This window comes from Streptomyces sp. NPDC055189 (assembly GCF_053606765.1).
Genome location: NZ_JBSGSG010000054.1, coordinates 38,174 through 56,554 on the forward strand (window position 1 = coordinate 38,174; position 18,381 = coordinate 56,554).

An 18,381-nucleotide genomic window follows, 5' to 3' on the forward strand; every position below is an offset into this window, starting at 1 on the left:
CGTCACGGGCGGTGGGGTTGGATGGCGGGCATGACGACGAACAGCCGGCCCGCGCCCGACCCCGGTCCCGACCCCAGTGAAGAGATCCTGTCCATCGTCGACGAGAACGACGAGGTCGTCGGCGAAGCCCCGCGCGGTGAGGCGTACGCGCGCGGGCTCCGCCACCGCTGCGTGTTCATCCAGGCGCGGGACGCGCAGGGCCGCGTCTTCGTGCACCGGCGCACCCCGACCAAGCTGGTCTTCCCCTCCATGTACGACATGTTCGTCGGCGGGGTCGTCGGAGCCGGCGAGTCCTACGACGATGCCGCCCTGCGCGAGGCCGAGGAGGAGCTCGGGGTCGACGGACTCCCGCGCCCCACGCCGCTGTTCAAGTTCCTCTACGACGACGGCGCGGGGCACACCTGGTGGTCGTACCTCTACGAAGTGCGCTGCGACCTGCCCGTGAACCCGCAGGTCGAGGAGGTCGCCTGGCACGCCTTCATCAGTGACGAGGAGCTGGAGCGGCGGCTCGGCGAGTGGGCGTGGGTGCCGGACGGGCTCGCCGCGTACGAACGGCTGCGGGAATATCGCGCCAGCTAGGGTCGGCTGGTGAGCAACTTCGTACAGAGCCTTCGGCTGTGGTTCGCGCCCGCGCGGATCCGCGACGAGGGCGACACCCCCGACTACCGCTTCTCGCTCGCCAACGAGCGCACCTTCCTCGCCTGGCTGCGCACGGCCCTCGCCCTCATCGGCGGCGGTTTCGCGGTGGACCAGTTCCTGCCCGACCTGCGCTGGGGGTGGCGCATCGGACTCGCCCTCGCCCTGCTCGCCGCGGGCGTCCTCAGCTCCCTGCGCGCGGTCAATCACTGGGTGCGCTGCGAGCGGGCCATGCGGCGCGGCGCGGATCTGCCCGTCTCGCGCTTCCCGACCGTCCTGAGCCTGGCCGTCGCCGTCGTGGCGCTCGCGATGGTCGTCGTCGTGCTCTTCGGGTGGGAGGGGTGACGGACCGGGGCGAGGCGCCGGTCCCGGAGCGTGATCCGGGGCTGCAGCCGGAGCGCACGCGGCTCGCGTGGCGGCGTACGACCCTGTCCTGCACCGTCGCGGCGGTCCTCGCGGCGCGGGCCGCGCTCCAGGAGGGCACTACCGCGGTGGCCGTCGTCGCCTGCGCCCTCTGCCTGCTCCTGTGGCTCGGTTTCCTGGGCGTGGCGCATCGCAGGATGACCGAGCTCGCGGCCACCAACAGGCCGTTGCGGCTGCCGGCGCGGGCCGCGGCGACGGCCGCGCTGTGCACGATGGCGCTCGCGGCGTGCGCGACGGTCATGGTGTTCTGAGCGCGCTGCGTGTTCTGAGCGCGCTGCGGGACGAGCGGCCTCAGTCCGTGGCGGGCCCGTCATCGGCCGCCCAGTCCACCGTGACGACGATCTTGCCCCGCGTACGGCCCTCCGCGTTCAGGCGATAGGCGTCCGCCGCCCGCTCCAGCGGGAACGTCTTCGAGACGTGGACCGTGACGACGTCCTGCTCCGCGAGCTGCGCCAGGCGATGGAGGTCGTCGGCGTCCGGGCGCACGAAGCAGTAGTGGCCGCCGAGGCCGATCACCGCTCCGTCCGCGATCGACGCGAGACGGCCGCCGGGCGCGAGCAGTTCGGCGGACGCCCTGAGGGTGTCGCCGCCGACCGTGTCGAACGCGGCGTCCACGCCCTCCGGGGCGAGGGACCGCACCCGTTCGACGAGACCGTCGCCGTAGGTGACCGGTTCCGCGCCGAGTTCGCGCAGGAAGTCGTGGTTGCGCTCGCTGGCTGTGCCGATGACGCGGGCGCCCGCGTGCCGGGCCAGTTGGACGGCCATCGAGCCGACGCCGCCCGCGGCCGCGTGCACGAGGACGACGTCGCCCTCCGTCACCGCGAGCGTCTTGGTGATCACCTGGAAGGCGGTGAGCCCGGCGAGCGGCAGCCCCGACGCCTCCTCGAAGGTGAGGTTGCGCGGCTTGCGCGCGAGGGTGCGCACCGGGGCCGCGACGTACTCGGCGAAGGTGCCGCGCGAGAGGAAGTCCTCGCGTACGTAGCCGATGACCTCGTCCCCCACCGCAAACTCCGGCACGGCGGCGCCCGGCTGCACCACGACGCCCGCGACGTCCCAGCCGGGGATCACCGGGTAGACGGGGTCGAGGATGCCGTCGAGGTGACCGGCCATGCACTTCCAGTCGACGGGATTGACCGACGCGGCCCGGACTTTCACCAGGACCGAGTCGGGGCCGACCTTGGGGTCGCGCACATCGCCGTATTCGAGGACTTCGGGTCCTCCGTAGCGGAGGTAGCTGATCGCCTTCATGAGGTCGGCTTCATGGGGAGCGCCTTCGTGGAACGGCCCGTGCGGGCCGAGTGCGGTGGTGCGGTGGTCGAAAGCTGAAACATCAACAAGGCTTCCATATCCCCATCAAACGGGCATCGAGTACTAGCCTGAGAGGGTCACGCCCCTCCCGCAGCCCGCGGGCCACTCCCCTCCCGCAGCCCTCACAGAAGGTGCACGCGCCATGACCACGCTCCACCACGAACACCCCGTACACGAGCACGTCCACGGCCCGGCCTGCGGCCACGCCGAGGTGCCGCACGGCGACCACGTCGACTACGCGCACGACGGTCACATGCACCGCCTGCACTCCGGCCACTGGGACGAGTGCGAGCCCGCCGAGCACGCCGTCCACGAGGCGCACGACCACAAGCACGGCGAGGGCTGCGGGCACAGCTCGGTGCTGCACGGGGACCACGTCGACTACGTCCACGACGGCCACCGGCACGCGGCGCACGACGGCCACTGGGACGATCACTGAGGCTCCCCGCCGCCTTCCCCCGCACGGGCGCCGACTGGCAGTCTGTGGCGGGGGATCGCCATGTCCGGGGGTCTGGTCCGGGGGTCTGGCACCACCGCGACCCTGATCACGTTCCCACTGCGCTCTGGACTACATACCGACTGGTCGGCATCATGAACGTCAGCGCGACGCAGCGCGGCATTCGACGACGACCGTCCGACACCGTCCGACCAGGAGCGAAGATGAGCTCAGACCATCCACCAGGCCTCGACCTCGACCAGTTGCGCGGCCATCTGGACCGCGAGCGGCCGGGCCTCGTGGGCGGGCCGCTCACCGCCCGCCTCATCGAGGGCGGCCGGTCGAACCTCACGTACGCCGTGACGGACGGCACCACACGCTGGGTCGTACGGCGGCCACCGCTGGGGCACGTGCTGGCGACCGCGCACGACATGAAGCGCGAGCACCGGGTGATCAGCGCGCTGCACGGCACCGCCGTGCCGGTGCCGACGCCGCTGCTGCTCTGCGAGGACGACGCCGTGATCGGTGCGCCGTTCTACGTCATGGAATTCGTGGACGGCACCCCGTACCGCACCGCCGAGGAGCTCGCCCCGCTCGGCGCCGAGCGGACCCGTGCCGCGGTGCTCGGCCTCGTCGACACCCTCGTCGACCTGCACTCCGTGGACCCGGCTGAGGTCGGCCTCGGCGACTTCGGGCGGCCCGACGGCTTCCTGGACCGGCAGCTGCGCCGCTGGGGCAAGCAGCTGGACGCCTCGCGCAACCGCGACCTGGCGGGGATCGACGAGTTGCACGCCGCTCTGGGTCGGCAGCTGCCCGCGTCGCCCGCGGCCACCGTCGTGCACGGCGACTACCGGCTCGACAACGTCCTGATCGGCGACGACGACCGGATCAAGGCGATCCTCGACTGGGAGATGTCCACCCTCGGCGATCCCCTCACCGACCTGGGCCTGCTCGTCATGTACAGCACCAGGCTGCGGCTGCCGGACTCCCCCATCAGCACCACGGCGGGCGCGGCCGGGCATCCGGACGCCGCCGAGCTGATCGAGCGGTACGCCGCGCGCTCGGGGCGCGACGTCTCCGCGGTCTCCTGGTACACGGCGTTCGCGTGGTTCAAGCTCGCCGTGATCCTGGAGGGCATCCACTACCGGTACACGCTCGGCCAGACGGTCGGCGCGGGCTTCGACCGCATCGGGGAGCTGGTCCCCGTCTTCATCGAGCACGGCCTCACCACCCTCCAAGGACGACAGGAAGGCTGAGACAGCCATGGACTTCGCATTCGACGCCCGCACCGAAGAGCTGCGCGACAGGCTCCTCACCTTCATGGACGAGCACGTCTACCCGGCCGAGCAGGTCGCCGAGGAGCAGCGTGCCCGGCTCGCCTCGCCGTGGGACACCCCGGCCATCGTGGGTGAGCTGAAGACCGAGGCCCGCAAGCAGGGCCTGTGGAATCTTTTCTTTGTAGACCAGCACAGCCTTCCCGACGCCGAGCACGGCGCCGGGCTCACCAATCTCCAGTACGCCCCGCTCGCCGAGATCACGGGCCGCTCCCCGCACCTGGCGCCCACCGCGCTGAACTGCGCGGCCCCCGACACCGGCAACATGGAGGTCCTCGCCCAGTTCGGCAACAACGAGCAGAAGAAGCGCTGGCTGGAGCCGCTGCTCGCCGGTGAGATCCGCTCGGCGTTCGCGATGACCGAGCCCGAGGTGGCCTCGTCCGACGCCACGAACATCACCACGCTCATCGAGCGTGAAGGCGACGAGTACGTCATCACCGGGCGCAAGTGGTACATCTCCGGGGCGATGAACCCGGACTGCCAGATCTTCATTCTCATGGGCAAGACGGACCCCGAGGGCGCCGACCCGCGCCGCCAGCAGTCCATGGTGCTCGTGCCGCGCGACACCCCGGGCGTCGAAGTACGGCGTGCGATGCAGGTGTACGGCTACGAGGACCACTCCCACGGCGGGCACGCGGAGGTCGTCTTCGACCACGCCAGGGTCCCCGTGAGCAACCTGATCGGCGAGGAGGGCGGCGGCTTCGCCATCGCCCAGGCCCGCCTGGGTCCGGGCCGCATCCACCACTGCATGCGCCTCATCGGCATGGCCGAGCGGGCCATCGAGCTGATGTGCCGGCGTGCGGTGGCGCGTACGGCCTTCGGCAAGCCGCTGGCCCAGCAGGGCGTCGTTCAGGAGTGGATCGCCGACGCCCGGGTCGCGGTGGAACAGCTGCGGCTGCTCGTCCTGAAGACCGCGTGGCTGATGGACACCGTGGGCAACAAGGGTGCGCACACGGAGATCCAGTCCATCAAGATCGCTACCCCGCGCACGGTTGTCGACATCCTCGACCAGGCGGTCCAGTTGCACGGCGCGGGGGGTGTCAGTCAGGACTTCCCGCTCGCCGAGCTGTGGGCGGCTGCGAGGACTCTGCGTCTGGCTGATGGGCCCGATGAGGTGCACCAGCGTTCGCTGGCCCGGCGGGAGCTCAAGAAGTACCTGTAGGGCCCTGCGGGGGCTGTGTGTCGCTGCGGGTTCGTTGTGGTTGCTCGCGCAGTTCCCCGCGCCCCTTACGGGGCGCTCATTACGGCCGCAACGCCCTCAGCAGCAGGTCCGCCAAGTGGTCCGCGACCTGTTGCTGGGTGAGCGGGCCGTTCGGGCGGTACCAGGTGGACAGGTGGTGGACGGAGCCGAAGTGGTAGTCCACCACCAGGTCCGCGGGCGTCGCCTTCGAGAAGACGCCGGCTTCCTGGCCCTCCTCGATCAGGGCGCGGAACCGTTCGTGATAGCGCCGGCGCTCGGACCGCACCTGCTTGTTCTTCTCCGGGCTCAGGTGGTGCATGGAGCGGAAGAAGATCGAGGCGTCGTCGAGGTTGTCGATCGTCGTGACGACGACGTCCGCCGCGGCATCCCGCACCCGCTGCTCGATGGGCGCGTCGGCGTTCGCGAAGGCGTCGAGGCGCTCCTGCTGTACGCGCAGGACTCGCGCGTACACCTCGTGCAGGAGATCGTCCTTGGAGCCGAAGTAGTGGTAGAGCGCACCCTTGGTGACGCCTGCCGACTCCACGATCTCCTGCACCGATGTGCGGTCGTAGCCGCGGTCGGCGAAGAGCCGCGTGGCGGCGGCGAGCAGCCGCTGGGGGACGGGCGTGCCGTCACCGTCCGTCGTCCTGGCCACTGCCGCCACCTGCCTTTCGGGTTTGGCTAGCTCTCGTCCTGCCGAGAGCCCGCGTTGTCGTGGGAACGCAGTTCCCGCCGGAGGATCTTCCCACTTGTGGTCTTCGGGAGTTCCGGCAGGATCTCGACCGCGCGCGGGTATTTGTAGGCGGCGAGCCGCTCCTTGCAGTACGCGGCCAGCTCGTCCGGTGCCGCGTCCGCGCCGGGGCGCAGGCTGACGAAGGCCTTGACCGTCTCGCCGCGGTAGCTGTCGGGGACGCCGATCACCGCCGCCTCACGGACGGCCGCGTGACTGTAGAGGACGTCCTCCACCTCGCGCGGCCAGACCTTGAAACCGGACGCGTTGATCATGTCCTTCTTGCGGTCGACCACATAGAGCCAGCCCTGCTCGTCCATGAAGCCGATGTCGCCGGTGCGCAGCTCGCCGCCGGGGAACGCCTCGTCCGTGGCGTCGGGGCGCTTCCAGTAGCCGGGCACGACCTGCGGGCCGCGCACGGTGATCTCGCCCTGCTCCCCGAAGGGGACGTCCGCTCCCTGGTCGTCGACGATCCTGACGACCGTCTCCGGGCCTGGCACGCCGACGGCCAGCGTGCCGGACACCGGGTCGACCGGCGCTTCGAGGCCCGGTGGCACGGAGGCGCAGGGCGCGGTGCACTCGGTGAGGCCGTAGCCGTTGTGGATGTAGGGGCCGAATCCCGCACGGAACTTCTCGACCAGGGCGGGCGGCAGCGGCGCGCCGCCCGAGGAGATCATCACGAAGGAGTCGAAGTGCTCCCGCGTCACGGAGGGGTGGGCGGCCAGGGCCATGAAGGCCGTGGAGGGGCCCACGGTGTACGCGGGGCGGTGCTCGGCGAAGGCGTCCAGGACGACCCCGGCCTCGAAGCGGTACGCCAGCGCGAGGATGCCCGCGTTGGTCAGACAGGCCGCGACCTGCGCGACCATGCCGGTGATGTGGAAGAGCGGCGCCATCGCGAAGTAGCAGGCGCCTTCCGGGATGCCGGAGCCGGTGCGCTGCCGCTCGGCGTTGTAGGTGATGTTGCCGTGGGTGTTCATGGCGCCCTTGGGGGTGCCGCTCGTACCGGACGTATAGCTGATCAGCGCGACGTCGGAGGGTTCGAGGACCCGGTCGCCGGGGGCCGGGAGCCCCTGCCGGGCCACTGTCACCAGGTCGTCGGCGTCGGCGGCCTGCGGGAGGCGCTCGAAGTCGAGGACGCGGGTGTCGTTCCTGGTCTGCAGGTCGAGCTGACACGCGGTGAGCACGACGCGTACGGGAGAGGCCGCGGCCGTCTCGCGCAGATACGTCTCCCAGGCGCGGTCGGAGCAGATCAGCGCGGTCACGTCGGCGTCCGCGAGGACGTGCCGCACCTCCGCCGACTTGTACATCGGGTTCACCGGCACGACCGTGGCGCCCGCCTTCCACGCGCCGAGCAGCGCGATCACGAAGTGCGGGGTGTTCTGCAGGAGGATCGCGACCCGCTCGCCCCGGGCGAGGCCGCGGGCGGCCAGGTGTCCGGCGACGGAGTCGGAGAGGGCGTCCACCTCGCGGTAGCTCAGGCGCCCGTCGAAGTAGGCCAGGGCCGTGTGCTCGGGGGCCCTCAGGACGGAGGCGCGGAAGGCGTGCACGACGGACGCGGCGGGTTCGACCGGGCCGCGCTGGGCTTCGTTGAGGCGGCCGAGCCAGGGTTTGGCGGCGTATATGGACGCGGTCGGGGTCGCTTCGGACGTGGTCGGGGTCGCCTCGCTCACCGCTCCGTCGCCTCCCACTTCTGCTGGATGTGGTTCATGCCGGTGAGCCATTTGTCCGGTTCGGCGGCGCGGATGCGGTAGTACTCGGCGACCTCGGGGTGCGGCAGGATCAGGAAGCGGTTCTCCGCCATCCCGGCGAAGAGCGCGTCCGCGACGGCGTCCGGCTCGATCGCGGTGGGCGTGAGCACGAGGTCGCCCGCGGTGCCGGTGGCGGCGAGCATGTCGGTGCGCACGCCCTGGGGGCAGATCGCGTGGACGTCGATCCCACGGTGGCGGTAGGTGAGCGAGAGCCACTCGGCGAAGGCGTACGCGCCGTGCTTGGTGACGCTGTAGGGCGCGGCGCCGATCATGGTGAGCAGTCCGGCCGCCGAGACGGTGGAGACGAAGCGGCCGCTGCCGCGCTCCAGCCACTCCGGGAGCAGCTCGTGGGCCGCGCGGACGTGGGCCATGACGTTGACGTCCCAGGCGGTGGCCCAGACGTCCTCCGGCGCGGACTCCGAGCCGCCCGAGCCGAGGCCCGCGTTGGCGCAGTACACGTCGACGGTGCCGCTCAGGGCCTCTCTCGCCGCCGGCACGATCGTGGACGCGTCGCCCGGTACGGCGACGGCACCGATCTCGTCGGCCACCGCCCCGGCCTTGGCGGCGTCCAGGTCGTTGACCACGACGCGCGCCCCGGCGGCGGCGAACCGGCGGGCCAGCGCGGCCCCGATCCCGCCTCCGGCACCGGTGACGACAACTCCCTTGTCCTGCAGGGTCTCCACGATCAGTCTCCTTCGACTGCGGCTCCGCTGTGATCGCAGACTAACCAGTCGGTATGTACGGATGGAAGGGGGTCGGGCAGCCGGGTTCGTTCCCCGTCGCGGGTCCGCGCGCTAGCGTGCGTGGCCATGACAGCCACCGCGCTCACGGAGGTCTCTGCATGAACTTGTCCCGAGGCAGCCTGTCCAGACGGGGCCTGCTGGCCGCCACCACCGCCACGGCCCTCACATCGGCGGCCCCCGCGTCGGCCGCGGGAGGCGGAGGCGGCTCGGGCGGCGGGCGGCGGTTGCGCACCGGCTTCGAGCGCCTGGCCGCCGACGGCTACGCGCTCCTGGACGGGGAGCGGGTCGGCATCGTCACCAACCCGACCGGCGTCACCAGGGACGTGCGCCACATCGTCGACGTCATGCACGCCGACGAGCGCGTGGACCTGGTGGCGGTCTTCGGCCCGGAGCACGGCTTCCGGGGGACGGCGCAGGCGGGCGGCTCCGAGGGGCGGTACGACGACCCGGCGACCGGCCTGCCCGTCTACGACACTTACCAGAAGAGCGGCAAGGCGCTGGCCGACATCTTCACGGCCTCCGGGGTCGACACGATCGTCTTCGACATCCAGGACGCGGGTGCGCGCTTCTACACGTACATCTGGACGCTCTTCGACTGCATGGAGTCGGCCGAGCTCGCGGGCAAGCGGTTCGTGGTCCTGGACCGGCCGAATCCGGTGACGGGGCGCGGCGCGTACGGGCCCGTCCTGCACAAGGAGTTCGCCACCTTCGTCGGCCGGCAGCCGATAGCGCAGGCGCACGGGATGACCGTGACGGAGCTCGCGCTGCTGTTCAACGGGGAGTTCCTGGAGCGTCCCGTCGCGCTGGAGACCGTACGGATGACGGGCTGGAAGCGCGCGGACTTCTACGACGCCTCCGAGCTGCCGTGGGTGCCGCCGAGCCCGAACATGCCGACGCCCGAGACCGCCCTGGTCTACAGCGGCACCTGTCTCTTCGAGGGCACGAACCTCTCCGAGGGGCGCGGCACGACCCGCCCCTTCGAGCTGCTCGGCGCCGAGGGCATCGACCGGAAGTGGGCGGCCGCCGCCAATGACGCCGGGCTGCGCGGGGTGCACTTCAGGGAGGCCTACTTCGCGCCGACGTTCTCCAAGTTCCAGGGCAAGACGATCGGCGGCGTCCAGCTCCATGTGCACGACCGGGAGGCGTACGACCCGGTGCGCACCGGCATCGCGCTCCTGGTGACCGCCAAGAAGACGTGGAGCGGGTTCGCCTGGCGTTCCGACAACTGGATCGACAAGCTGACGGGCACGACGCGGGTCCGCACCATGATCGACGCGGGCGCGGGCACGGGCGAGGTGGTGGCCGCCTGGCAGGACGATCTCGCACGCTTCAGAGCCGTGCGGAAGCGGTATCTGCACTACCGATAGCACCCGGAGGGGCGCGGGGAACTGCGCGACCAGCCACGGCGCACCCGCAGGTAGGGGATACCCCACCGGGACAGGGGGTGCCTGCCGGATGGCAGCCACCCCCTGCGGCCCACCACAGTGAACCTCAGCTCCGTACACCGAGTTGAGGAGATCCCCCATGGCACGGACAGCACGGCGCGCAGCCCCCCTGGCACTGGCCGGCGCGCTCGGCCTCGGGGTGCTGGTGGCTCCCGAGGCGGCCCGGGCCGCACCCGCGGACCCGGTCCCGGCGATCGAGCGCGCCGCCCACCCCCTGCGTTCCACCGACCCCGGCGGCTCCGTCAAGGACCTGCGGCCCATGGGCCGGATGGTCGGTGACGCAAAAGTGGTGGGCCTGGGCGAGGCCACACACGGTTCGCACGAGTTCTTCACGATGAAGGACCGGGTTTTCCGCTATCTCGTGGAGGAGAAGGGGTTCACCACCTTCGCGCAGGAGGTCAGCTGGACCACGGGGTTGCGGTTCGACGCATACGTGCAGGGCGGCAAGGGGGACGTACGCGAGCTCGTGCACAAGGAGCTCGCGAAGACTCCCTGGGACACCGAGGAGTACGTCGAGCTCCTGACGTGGATGCGCGCGTACAACGACAAGCATCCGGACCGCCGGGTGCGCTTCATGGGCGACGACCTCAACTACCCGGAGCTGGGGCACGAGCTGTTCGACGGGGTCGAGGACTACGTCCGCGCGCACAAGCCCGCCCTTCTCCCCCGCATCACCGAGCTCTACGCGCCGATCCGCCGTCTCGCGGACGGGGACACGTACATGGCAAGGCCCCTTGAGGAGCGGCGGAAGCTGGCCGGGCAGGCGCGGGAGGCGCTCAAGCTCCTGAAGGGGCTCCAACCCGCCTCGTCCGACGGCGAGTTCACCTATGTCCTCCACCACGCCCGGTCCGTCTCGCAGACCGCCACGATCTACGCCTTCCCCTTCGACACCCCCGAGGGCATCAAGGACGGCATGCTCTACCGCGACCGCCTGATGGCACAGAACACCGCCTGGTGGCAGCGGCGAACGGGCGACAAGGTGCTCCTGTCGGCCCACAACGCGCATGTCGGCTACGAGAGTTACGACCCTCGCTACCCGAAGATGCAGGGCGCCTTCCTGCGGGACGAGCTCGACGAGCGGTACGTCAGCGTCGGGTTCACCTTCGCCCGCGGGTCGTTCATGGCGCAGAGCGCGGAGTCCGAGGTGTGGAAGCCCCGCTCGGTGGGGGCGGCCACGCGCGGCATGAACGAGTACACGCTCGACAAGGTGCGCCACGACGACTATTTCCTGGACATGAGGACCGCTCCCGCCGCCGCCCGCAAGTGGCTCGGCAAGGGCCGGCTGACCCAGAGCATCGGCACCGCGTACCCGGACGGTCCCCACAAGATCCGGCTCGCGCCCACGCACGACATCCTCGTCCATCTGCACGACGTCACGGCAGCCCGCCGCCAGTCTCAGTGACCGAGACCAACCGTCCCAACTATTGACTGCCCCATACATCCAACGCTTGAGTGCCGCTCGTGCACAGCGAAATCTCACCCGAGAAGACCCAGCCGGACGCCAGCCCCGAGAGCATGCGCCGGGTGGCCGTCGCGTCCTTCATCGGGACGGCCATCGAGTTCTACGACTTCTACATCTACGGCACGGCGGCGGCCCTCGTACTGAACGAGGCGTTCTTCCCGACCCTGGACCCGGTCAACGCCACCCTCGCCTCCTTCTCCACCTACGCGGTGGCGTTCGCGGCGCGGCCCATCGGCTCCGTGGTCTTCGGGCACTTCGGCGACCGGGTCGGGCGCAAGTCGGTGCTCGTGGCCTCGCTGCTGCTCATGGGCCTCTCGACGGCCCTCGTCGGACTCCTGCCCGGCTATGGAACGCTCGGCATCTGGGCGCCGGTCCTGCTGATCCTGCTGCGCTTCCTCCAGGGCATCGGGCTCGGCGGCGAGTGGGGCGGGGCCGCGCTGCTCGCGGTGGAGCACGCGCCGAAGAAGAAGCGCGGACTGTATGCCGCCTTCCCCCAACTCGGCCCGTCCGTCGGGTTCTTCGCGGCGACCGGCGTCTTCTGGCTGCTCTCCGCCGTGCTCTCCGACGACGCGTTCCGCTCCTGGGGCTGGCGCGTGCCGTTCCTGCTCTCCTTCCTGCTTGTGGGCGTCGGACTCTTCGTACGGCTTCGCATCAGCGAGACGCCGGTCTTCGCGAAGGTCATGGACGCGCAGGAGGCCAGCAAGGTCCCCACGCTCGACGTGCTGCGGCGCTATCCGCGCGAACTGCTGCTCGGCGCGGGCGGGATGATCGTGGCCTACGGCCTCTTCTACACGGCGACGACGTACTGCCTGGCCTACTCCACCGGCACCCTGGGCGTCTCCCGCAACACCATGCTGGGCCTCTCGCTGATCGCCTGTCTCTTCCTCGCGGCCGGTACCTGGCTCGCCGCGACCCGCTCCGACGGCGCCGGCCGCCGCAAGCTGGTCCTCGCGGGCGCCGCGCTCGCGGTGGTGTGGGGCCTGGTGCTCTTCCCCCTCCTGGACACCGAGCAGCCGGTGCTCATGGCCCTGGCCCTCGGCGGCGCGCTGTTCTGCATGGGTGTGGTGTACGGGCCGATGGGCGCGTATCTGCCGGAGCTGTTCGGCACGAACGTGCGCTACTCGGGCGCCTCGCTCGCCTACAACCTGGGCGGCGTGCTCGGCGGCGCGGTCTCCCCGCTGGTGGCGACGCGGCTGCAGTCCGCGTTCGGCTCCTCGTCGGTGGGCTGGTACGTGAGCGCCATGGCGGTCGTGTCCCTGGTGTGTGTTCTCGCGCTGCCGGAAACGCGCGAGCGGGAACTGGCGTAGCTTCCCCTGCGGGACATCTGGTCAGTACACCGGTAGCGCAGGACGATGACCGCGTGGAGCCCTACTGGGAACTGACCTTCGACGCCGACGGGGACGTCAACACCACGCAGCGTGACCGCCTCCTCGCCGAGGCGGGCCGCGAGCGCATCACCGATCTCCTCGTCCTGGCGCACGGCTGGAACAACGACCAAGACATGGCAACCGACCTCTACCGGCGGTTCTTCACGCCGTGCCAGGGACTCGCGGGACCGCGCGTACGCCTGGGCTATGTGGGCGTGCTCTGGCCCGCCATCCGTTTCCCCGACGAACGAATACCGGACTTCGAACCCTCCGTGACGGCCACCGGACCCGGCCCGCTACCGGGCGCGGGCCCCCTGCTCGACGAGCCGACCATGCGCCTGCTCGCAGGAACGTTTCCCGACGGCGGGGCCGAACTGCAGCGGATCGGCGCGCTCCTGGCCGACCGGTCCGAGGTGCCCTCGCGCCTTTACGAGTACGGGCGCCTCGTCCGCAACCTGGTCGCCGTGCACCAGAACAGCGCGGCCCACCGCTTCGCCGACGACATCTGGACGGGCCTGCCCGCCATGCTGACCGACGACGCGGTCGAGGTCTGCCAGGTGTTCGCCGCCATGATGGAGGAGACCGGGCAGCAGGAGCTCTTCGGCAGCCTGCGCAAGCGCCTGTGGAACGGGGCGCACGAACTCCTGCGCCAGGCCAGCTACTACGCCATGAAACGCCGGGCGGGATCGGTCGGCCAGCTGGGCCTGGGCCCGGCGATCGGGCTGCTCGCCCGCGAGGCGCCGGACGTGCGGGTGCATCTCATCGGGCACAGCTTCGGCGCGCGGCTCGTGTCGTACGCGCTGCGCGGGATGCCCGCTTCGGTGCGCACCGTGAAGTCCACGACGCTGCTCCAGGGGGCTTTCTCGCACTACGCGTTCTCCAAGCGGCTGCCGCACGCGCCCTTGCGCAGCGGCGCCCTCAACGGGATGCAGCGGCGGATCGACGGCCCGCTGGTGTCCTGCCACTCCCGCCACGACGACGCCCTGGGCAAGATCTACCCTCTGGCGTCGAAGCTCGCCGGGGACTCCTCGACCTTCCTCGGCCTCTGGGAACGCTGGGGCGCCATCGGGTACGACGGCTTTAGGGCGGTGGACGGCGCCAAGCGCATCAAGCTGGGCCGGGCCATCCCCGCCAAGGGGTGTGTGAGCGTGGACGCGTCGTCGGTGGTGCGGCGCGGCGGTCCGCCCGCCGGCGCGCACAGCGACATCTGCCACGAGGAACTGGCGCGTGTCGTGTTCGCCGCCGGGCGGATCGCCCGTTCGTAACTCCGCTTCTCCTAGGGGTGCTTCGGGTCTCCTAGCGGTGCTTCGGGAACTCGACGACCTGCTGGTACGTGGGCCGGTTCTGCCACTGGATCGGCCCGTGCGTGATGCCGCCGAGCGCCCGGTGGATGACCGAGTCCGCGCACCACTGGTCGCCCGCCGAGCAGCTCGCGTCCCCGGGGTAGACCTCGTTCGCGGGCTTGGCCGCGGCCTGGGTGAGGGTGGTCAGGAGCGCGTCACGGCAGGCGTCCAGCTTCCCCTCGCCGCAGTACTTCTCGCCGAGCCCGCCCTTCACCGGCTCTCCGAGCACGGCCCGCAGATCCTTGTCGGCGAAGCCCCACCAGCCGTACTGGAAGGCCGATCCGGCGTGCGCCCCGGTCGGGCCGTGCCCGGCGGAGGGTGACTCGTCGGTGCCGAGCTGCGCCGTCAGGGAGTCGTAGAGATCCTTGCCCATGCCCGGCTTGAACTCGGCCTCGATCAGCAGGGGCCACCAGGCGTCCATGATCCGTACGGCGTCGGGGTGGGCGTACTTCTTGGAGCCCGCCGCCGTCTGGTTGCGCTGCGACCCGGCCTGCTGCCACGCCTCCAGCTGCTGTACGGCCTTGGCCTGCTGCGGATCGGTGACGGGCTTGCTCCGCACCACCTTCAGGAGCTCGGGAAGCACCTGCTCGCCGCGCAGATCGGTGACCGCCGCCTCCGACATGGCCTGCGTCAGCTTGGCCCGCGTGACGCCGCCCTGCTCGGTGAGCTTCTTCACCCGTCCGTCGAGCAGGTCACCGCGGTGCACGGCGCTGATGCCGAAGCCCGCCGTGCTGAAGTCCTTGGCCTGCTTGTTGTTCCAGGAAATGTAGTAGTCCTGGTTGACGGACTGCGGGTGCTCGGCCGGCGGGGTCTGCTTCGAGGTGTTGTTCTCGGGGTCGAAGTCCTGCCATTCGTAGGCCTGTTGGGCCTTGACGGGCAGGGCGGGGTCGATGTCCTTGGCGCGCTCGGGGTTGGCGCCGCTGTTGTAGTACGCGGTGTCGCGCGAGTCGGCGTAGAACCAGTTGAAGGCGTAGCTGATGTTCTCGGCGGCCTTCTTGAACGTCGACGCGTCCTTGACGTACGACGGGTCGTTCAGCATCTGGAAGCCGATGATCGAGTCGGCCTCGTGGCGGTAGGTGGAGCGCAGCGAGACGTACGCGACGGGTTTGCCGTCGACGCTCGCGCGGTGCGTCACGACGCCGTACTTCGTGCGGAACACCTGCATACGGTAGGAGCCCGCGGCCGTGGAGTCGGCGAGCGTCGGCTTCCAGGCGTTCTTGCGCTCCAGCTTCTCCATGGGGGTGCAGGTGCCGTGGTGGAGGTAGTGGGCGGACTGCTTGGTGGGGGCGCCGCCGCCCGGTTCGCACAGCTCGACCGCGTACGTGTCGGTGATGTCCTGCCCGGCGGACGTGGCCGACCAGGCATAGTCCTGGCCGCGCCCCAGCTGGACGTACATGCCTACGCCCGCGAAGGAGACGCCGCGCGCGCTGATGCCGGGGCCCTGAAGCTCCTGCTGCATGAGGAGCTGGGGGGCGAAGTATCCGGTCTGCGGGCCGAAGACGGCGACGGGGTTGCCGCTCGCGGTGTGCTTGCCGGAGACGACGAGGGCGTTCGACATGCCCTTCTTCTGGCCGTCCCGCTTGAACAGGTCCGAGGGCAGGACTCCCTTGTCGTACATGCCCTGGAGCGGCTTGAGTTCCTTGGGGGCCTTCACCGGGTCCTTGGCGGCGGTCTTGGCGCCGCCCTCGCGGTCGAAGACGAGTTGCTCGCGCTCGACCGAGCCGGGGTCGGGCATCGCGGTGCCGCGCGCGTTCTCGGGCTTGCCCGCGTACGGGAAGCTGGTGCCGTCGTGGATCGTCTGGACGGCCTCGGGGTCGTTGCGGGCGCGGAAGGACTCCCAGACCTGCGTGCCCTTCTCGACGCCGTACTTCTCCTGCGACTTGAGCAGGGAGAGCGCCGCGTCGACCTCGCCGCCGCCGCCGTTGCCGAAGAGTCCGCCGACGACGGACGCGAGCGCGATCATGTCGGTGACCTTGAAGGGCTGGATCTCGCCGATGTTGGTGATCGCGTCGATCTTGCCCGTGAGGACGTACTCACCGGGGAAGTAGCGGCCGTTCTTCGACTTCGTGCGGTAGGCGTTGAGCCCGTCGATATAGGCCTGCGCGTCCTCCATGGCCTGTTTGCCGCGCTCGCCCTGCGTCGACTTGATGTACTCGACCTGCTTCTCCAGGTCCTGCTCCGTGTACGGGGCCTGTGGCCAGAACTGCTGCTCCAGACCCTGGTTGGCCAGGGCGCCGCCGGCGAACGAGGTCAGTTCGCCGCGGCCGATGTGCCGGAACAGATCGATGAGCCAGAGCCGGTCCTGCCCGGCCGCGAAGCCGGCGCCGAACTCGGTTCCGTATCGCGTGCTGCCCTTGATGTGCGGGATGCCGTACTTCTTGTCCCGGGTGATCGTCACGTCGTCGCGGGGTTTGGTGACGGAGGCGGCCTGGCCGTCGCGGACGCCGAAGGACGCGTCGTTGAAGAACTCCGTCAGCTTGTCGTCGGTGAGCGACGGATAGCCGGCGGAGAGCTTGTCGTACGGGCCCAACTGGTCGTCCGCATGGGCGGGTTGGGTGCCGAAGACCCGGTGGGCGAGTATCTCGGCGAGCGTGGCGTTGCCGTTCGCGCCGGGCGGCAGGACGTCCGCGCACTGCCCCTCGCAGTAGTCGGCGGCAGGCGGCGGCTCGTCGGCGGCGCTCCCCGGCTGCGGTGCGAGGAGGGACGCGGCGAGCGCGAGCGCCGCTGTGGCGGTGAGGGTTCTGAGCCGGACGATGCGTCGTCGCATGTGTGCTCCTCTGGGCTCCGCTTGTGCTCCTGTGGGGTGGAGTTGAGGCGGAGGTTACTGGCGGGTTGCCGAACCCGGAAGATGAACATGCGTCGCTTTTTCAGAACCGTCACATAGCTCCAGCTCACCGCCGTCTTATGCCGTCCATCGAAAATCGAATGGAAGTCGAGGGAGCCGAATCGCAAGTCGATACGTCTACTCGGCAACGTCCGAGAACGTGCGACGGAGGTGCAGGGCGATGGCCGGATTCCGGAGTCTCGCGAGACAGGTGCGTGATCCGCTGAGCGATTTGGCACTGCGGCGGTACTCGCTGCGCAAGTGCCTGGAGAGGTTCGCCCCCTACGGCCACCGGGCGACCTGGGACCATCTGTGCTCCCGGGCGGGCTTCGGGCCCGAGGACCGGTCGCCCGACCCGGCGCGGCTGGTGGCCGCGCTCGATGAACTGGAAGCGGCGCGTGCGGTGTGGCTCGCCTACGAGGAGGGCTTCGCGGAGCGCCGCCGCAAGGAGAAGCACGACGGGCTGCGCCGGCCCGGCAGCGTGGACGACTGGCACCGCTGTACCTGGGGAGGGTTCGGGGTCGCCTGGTGCGACGATCCCGGCATCCACCCCTCCGAACCACTCGCCGAGGTCCTGCGCCGGCTGATAGGGGCGCTCGAGCGGGAGCCGGGCACGGTCTGCCCGGTGTGCACCCGCTCCGGCCTCGTCTGGACGCACGGCCTGGCGCACGAGCCTTCCGCGGGCGCCGTCTGCACGGGCTGCGGAATCGTGGTGCCGGATCCGGTGCTCACGCCCGCGGCGATGGCACGGGCGCGCGCACTGCGGGAACGGCCGCTGGTGTCCGCGTGACGCCCGGCCGTCCGCGAACGTCCCGGCGCATGGTGGAGGCCGGGCGCACGGCGGCTAGGGCGTCACCACGTCCGTCTGTATGGCCAGCTTGAACTCGGCGAACAAGAGCGGCGCGGCGATCCGCACGTCGCCCGCGCCGCGTGCCGAGATCTTCAGGCCGACCGGCGTCTGCGGGTGCACGAACATCTGCCAGACGTGCGTCCGGTACTGCGCGCCCTTGGTGGGACCCCAGTCGGTGGTGGCCGTCGAGTCGTACCCCGTGGAGTCGCCGAGCGGATCGCGCACGTAGCGCGCGCGATACCCGGTGGGCCGGGAGTCCGCCTCCCAGAAGATCATCGCGGACAGGGTGCCCCAGCCGTCGTGGCTCGGCCATATGAGCCCGGACCGCGGGTCCGGGAACCGGGACGGGCTGGTGACTCCCTTGCCGGGGTCGTGCATGTGCCACGGGTCGTACGACTCCTCCGCGTCCGCGTACGGAAACCGCACGAGGTGGTAGCCGTCGCGGTCGTACGTGATCTTCTGGCGCCCGGTGCGTGCGGCGTCCCACTTCAACGAGCAGATGGCGATTCCCATCGGCCCTCCCCCTGTGTGTCGTCGTCTGTGCTGTCCTGT

17 protein-coding genes are annotated in these 18,381 nt (G+C 70.5%); 11 read left to right on the forward strand and 6 right to left on the reverse strand.

The annotated features are described in order from the left end of the window. Window positions 1-30 precede the first annotated feature (30 nt). From ACWFR3_RS30340 to ACWFR3_RS30350, 3 genes are read left to right on the forward strand one after another with little or no spacing between them, the layout of a single operon-like run. The gene (locus ACWFR3_RS30340) at window positions 31-579 is read left to right on the forward strand and encodes an NUDIX hydrolase (RefSeq protein WP_453737843.1); all 549 of its coding nucleotides are present in this window, start codon (window positions 31-33) and stop codon (window positions 577-579) included. 9 nt (window positions 580-588) lie between these two features. Further along, window positions 589-981 carry a YidH family protein gene (locus ACWFR3_RS30345; protein ID WP_453737844.1) on the forward strand — a complete coding sequence of 131 codons (393 nt, stop codon included), beginning with the start codon at window positions 589-591 and terminating at the stop codon, window positions 979-981. After that, window positions 969-1,310 (forward strand): DUF202 domain-containing protein, encoded by a 342-nt coding sequence (locus ACWFR3_RS30350; protein ID WP_453737845.1) that lies wholly within the window; start codon window positions 969-971, stop codon window positions 1,308-1,310. Before ACWFR3_RS30345 ends, ACWFR3_RS30350 begins: the two co-directional genes overlap by 13 nt. 40 nt (window positions 1,311-1,350) lie before the next feature. Here the strand turns inward: ACWFR3_RS30350 and ACWFR3_RS30355 are convergent, their stop codons facing one another. After that, a complete protein-coding gene (locus tag ACWFR3_RS30355; protein WP_453737846.1) occupies window positions 1,351-2,307 on the reverse strand; it encodes an NADP-dependent oxidoreductase in 957 nt (318 codons plus the stop codon). A gap of 202 nt (window positions 2,308-2,509) precedes the next feature. Between ACWFR3_RS30355 and ACWFR3_RS30360 the strand changes: the two genes are divergently transcribed. From ACWFR3_RS30360 to ACWFR3_RS30370, 3 genes are all read left to right on the forward strand, one after another. Then, the gene (locus ACWFR3_RS30360; protein ID WP_453737847.1) at window positions 2,510-2,806 is read left to right on the forward strand and encodes a hypothetical protein; all 297 of its coding nucleotides are present in this window, start codon (window positions 2,510-2,512) and stop codon (window positions 2,804-2,806) included. A 221-nt stretch (window positions 2,807-3,027) separates the two neighbouring features. Then, the gene (locus tag ACWFR3_RS30365; protein WP_453737848.1) at window positions 3,028-4,059 is read left to right on the forward strand and encodes a phosphotransferase family protein; all 1,032 of its coding nucleotides are present in this window, start codon (window positions 3,028-3,030) and stop codon (window positions 4,057-4,059) included. A gap of 7 nt (window positions 4,060-4,066) precedes the next feature. Further along, on the forward strand, window positions 4,067-5,299 hold the full coding sequence (locus ACWFR3_RS30370) for an acyl-CoA dehydrogenase family protein (protein WP_453737849.1): 1,233 nt from the start codon (window positions 4,067-4,069) through the stop codon (window positions 5,297-5,299). 79 nt (window positions 5,300-5,378) lie between these two features. On the opposite strand, the gene ACWFR3_RS30375 is transcribed toward ACWFR3_RS30370, so the two are convergent. From ACWFR3_RS30375 to ACWFR3_RS30385, 3 genes are read right to left on the reverse strand one after another with little or no spacing between them, the layout of a single operon-like run. Further along, window positions 5,379-5,972, reverse strand: a complete 594-nt coding sequence (locus ACWFR3_RS30375) for a TetR/AcrR family transcriptional regulator (RefSeq protein WP_365859996.1) — start codon at window positions 5,970-5,972, stop codon at window positions 5,379-5,381. A 26-nt stretch (window positions 5,973-5,998) separates the two neighbouring features. After that, a complete protein-coding gene (locus ACWFR3_RS30380; protein WP_453737850.1) occupies window positions 5,999-7,768 on the reverse strand; it encodes a class I adenylate-forming enzyme family protein in 1,770 nt (589 codons plus the stop codon). After that, window positions 7,714-8,481, reverse strand: coding sequence for an SDR family oxidoreductase (locus ACWFR3_RS30385; RefSeq protein WP_453737868.1), 768 nt, complete (start codon window positions 8,479-8,481; stop codon window positions 7,714-7,716). The genes ACWFR3_RS30380 and ACWFR3_RS30385 overlap by 55 nt, the downstream gene beginning before the upstream one ends. Before the next feature lie 155 nt (window positions 8,482-8,636). On the opposite strand from ACWFR3_RS30385, the gene ACWFR3_RS30390 reads away from it, so the two are divergent. The 4 genes from ACWFR3_RS30390 (at window position 8,637) to ACWFR3_RS30405 (ending at window position 14,077) form a co-directional block, all read left to right on the forward strand. Next, window positions 8,637-9,905, forward strand: a complete 1,269-nt coding sequence (locus ACWFR3_RS30390) for an exo-beta-N-acetylmuramidase NamZ family protein (protein ID WP_453737851.1) — start codon at window positions 8,637-8,639, stop codon at window positions 9,903-9,905. Window positions 9,906-10,062: 157 nt separating this feature from the next. Further along, window positions 10,063-11,385 carry an erythromycin esterase family protein gene (locus tag ACWFR3_RS30395; RefSeq protein ID WP_453737852.1) on the forward strand — a complete coding sequence of 441 codons (1,323 nt, stop codon included), beginning with the start codon at window positions 10,063-10,065 and terminating at the stop codon, window positions 11,383-11,385. A gap of 113 nt (window positions 11,386-11,498) precedes the next feature. Continuing rightward, window positions 11,499-12,752 carry an MFS transporter gene (locus ACWFR3_RS30400; protein ID WP_453737869.1) on the forward strand — a complete coding sequence of 418 codons (1,254 nt, stop codon included), beginning with the start codon at window positions 11,499-11,501 and terminating at the stop codon, window positions 12,750-12,752. Between the two features lie 53 nt (window positions 12,753-12,805). Next, window positions 12,806-14,077 (forward strand): serine-threonine protein kinase, encoded by a 1,272-nt coding sequence (locus tag ACWFR3_RS30405; RefSeq protein ID WP_453737853.1) that lies wholly within the window; start codon window positions 12,806-12,808, stop codon window positions 14,075-14,077. A 31-nt stretch (window positions 14,078-14,108) separates the two neighbouring features. On the opposite strand, the gene ACWFR3_RS30410 is transcribed toward ACWFR3_RS30405, so the two are convergent. Continuing rightward, a complete protein-coding gene (locus tag ACWFR3_RS30410) occupies window positions 14,109-16,922 on the reverse strand; it encodes a penicillin acylase family protein (protein WP_453737854.1) in 2,814 nt (937 codons plus the stop codon). Between the two features lie 238 nt (window positions 16,923-17,160). On the opposite strand from ACWFR3_RS30410, the gene ACWFR3_RS30415 reads away from it, so the two are divergent. Further along, complete coding sequence (locus ACWFR3_RS30415; protein ID WP_453737855.1) at window positions 17,161-17,769, forward strand: hypothetical protein; 609 nt, start codon at window positions 17,161-17,163, stop codon at window positions 17,767-17,769. Between the two features lie 54 nt (window positions 17,770-17,823). On the opposite strand, the gene ACWFR3_RS30420 is transcribed toward ACWFR3_RS30415, so the two are convergent. Continuing rightward, window positions 17,824-18,342, reverse strand: a complete 519-nt coding sequence (locus ACWFR3_RS30420; RefSeq protein ID WP_453737856.1) for a hypothetical protein — start codon at window positions 18,340-18,342, stop codon at window positions 17,824-17,826. Window positions 18,343-18,381: the final 39 nt, after the last annotated feature.

Bases quoted from the DNA above. Each gene is read 5' to 3' on its own strand.
- ACWFR3_RS30340 (WP_453737843.1), top strand. From the start codon at position 31: ATGACGACGAACAGCCGGCCCGCGCCCGACCCCGGTCCCGACCCCAGT.
- ACWFR3_RS30355 (WP_453737846.1), bottom strand. From the start codon at position 2,307: ATGAAGGCGATCAGCTACCTCCGCTACGGAGGACCCGAAGTCCTCGAA.
- ACWFR3_RS30360 (WP_453737847.1), top strand. From the start codon at position 2,510: ATGACCACGCTCCACCACGAACACCCCGTACACGAGCACGTCCACGGC.
- ACWFR3_RS30365 (WP_453737848.1), top strand. From the start codon at position 3,028: ATGAGCTCAGACCATCCACCAGGCCTCGACCTCGACCAGTTGCGCGGC.
- ACWFR3_RS30370 (WP_453737849.1), top strand. From the start codon at position 4,067: ATGGACTTCGCATTCGACGCCCGCACCGAAGAGCTGCGCGACAGGCTC.
- ACWFR3_RS30380 (WP_453737850.1), bottom strand. From the start codon at position 7,768: ATGGCTCACCGGCATGAACCACATCCAGCAGAAGTGGGAGGCGACGGA.
- ACWFR3_RS30390 (WP_453737851.1), top strand. From the start codon at position 8,637: ATGAACTTGTCCCGAGGCAGCCTGTCCAGACGGGGCCTGCTGGCCGCC.
- ACWFR3_RS30395 (WP_453737852.1), top strand. From the start codon at position 10,063: ATGGCACGGACAGCACGGCGCGCAGCCCCCCTGGCACTGGCCGGCGCG.
- ACWFR3_RS30400 (WP_453737869.1), top strand. From the start codon at position 11,499: ATGCGCCGGGTGGCCGTCGCGTCCTTCATCGGGACGGCCATCGAGTTC.
- ACWFR3_RS30410 (WP_453737854.1), bottom strand. From the start codon at position 16,922: ATGCGACGACGCATCGTCCGGCTCAGAACCCTCACCGCCACAGCGGCG.
- ACWFR3_RS30415 (WP_453737855.1), top strand. From the start codon at position 17,161: ATGGCCGGATTCCGGAGTCTCGCGAGACAGGTGCGTGATCCGCTGAGC.
- ACWFR3_RS30420 (WP_453737856.1), bottom strand. From the start codon at position 18,342: ATGGGAATCGCCATCTGCTCGTTGAAGTGGGACGCCGCACGCACCGGG.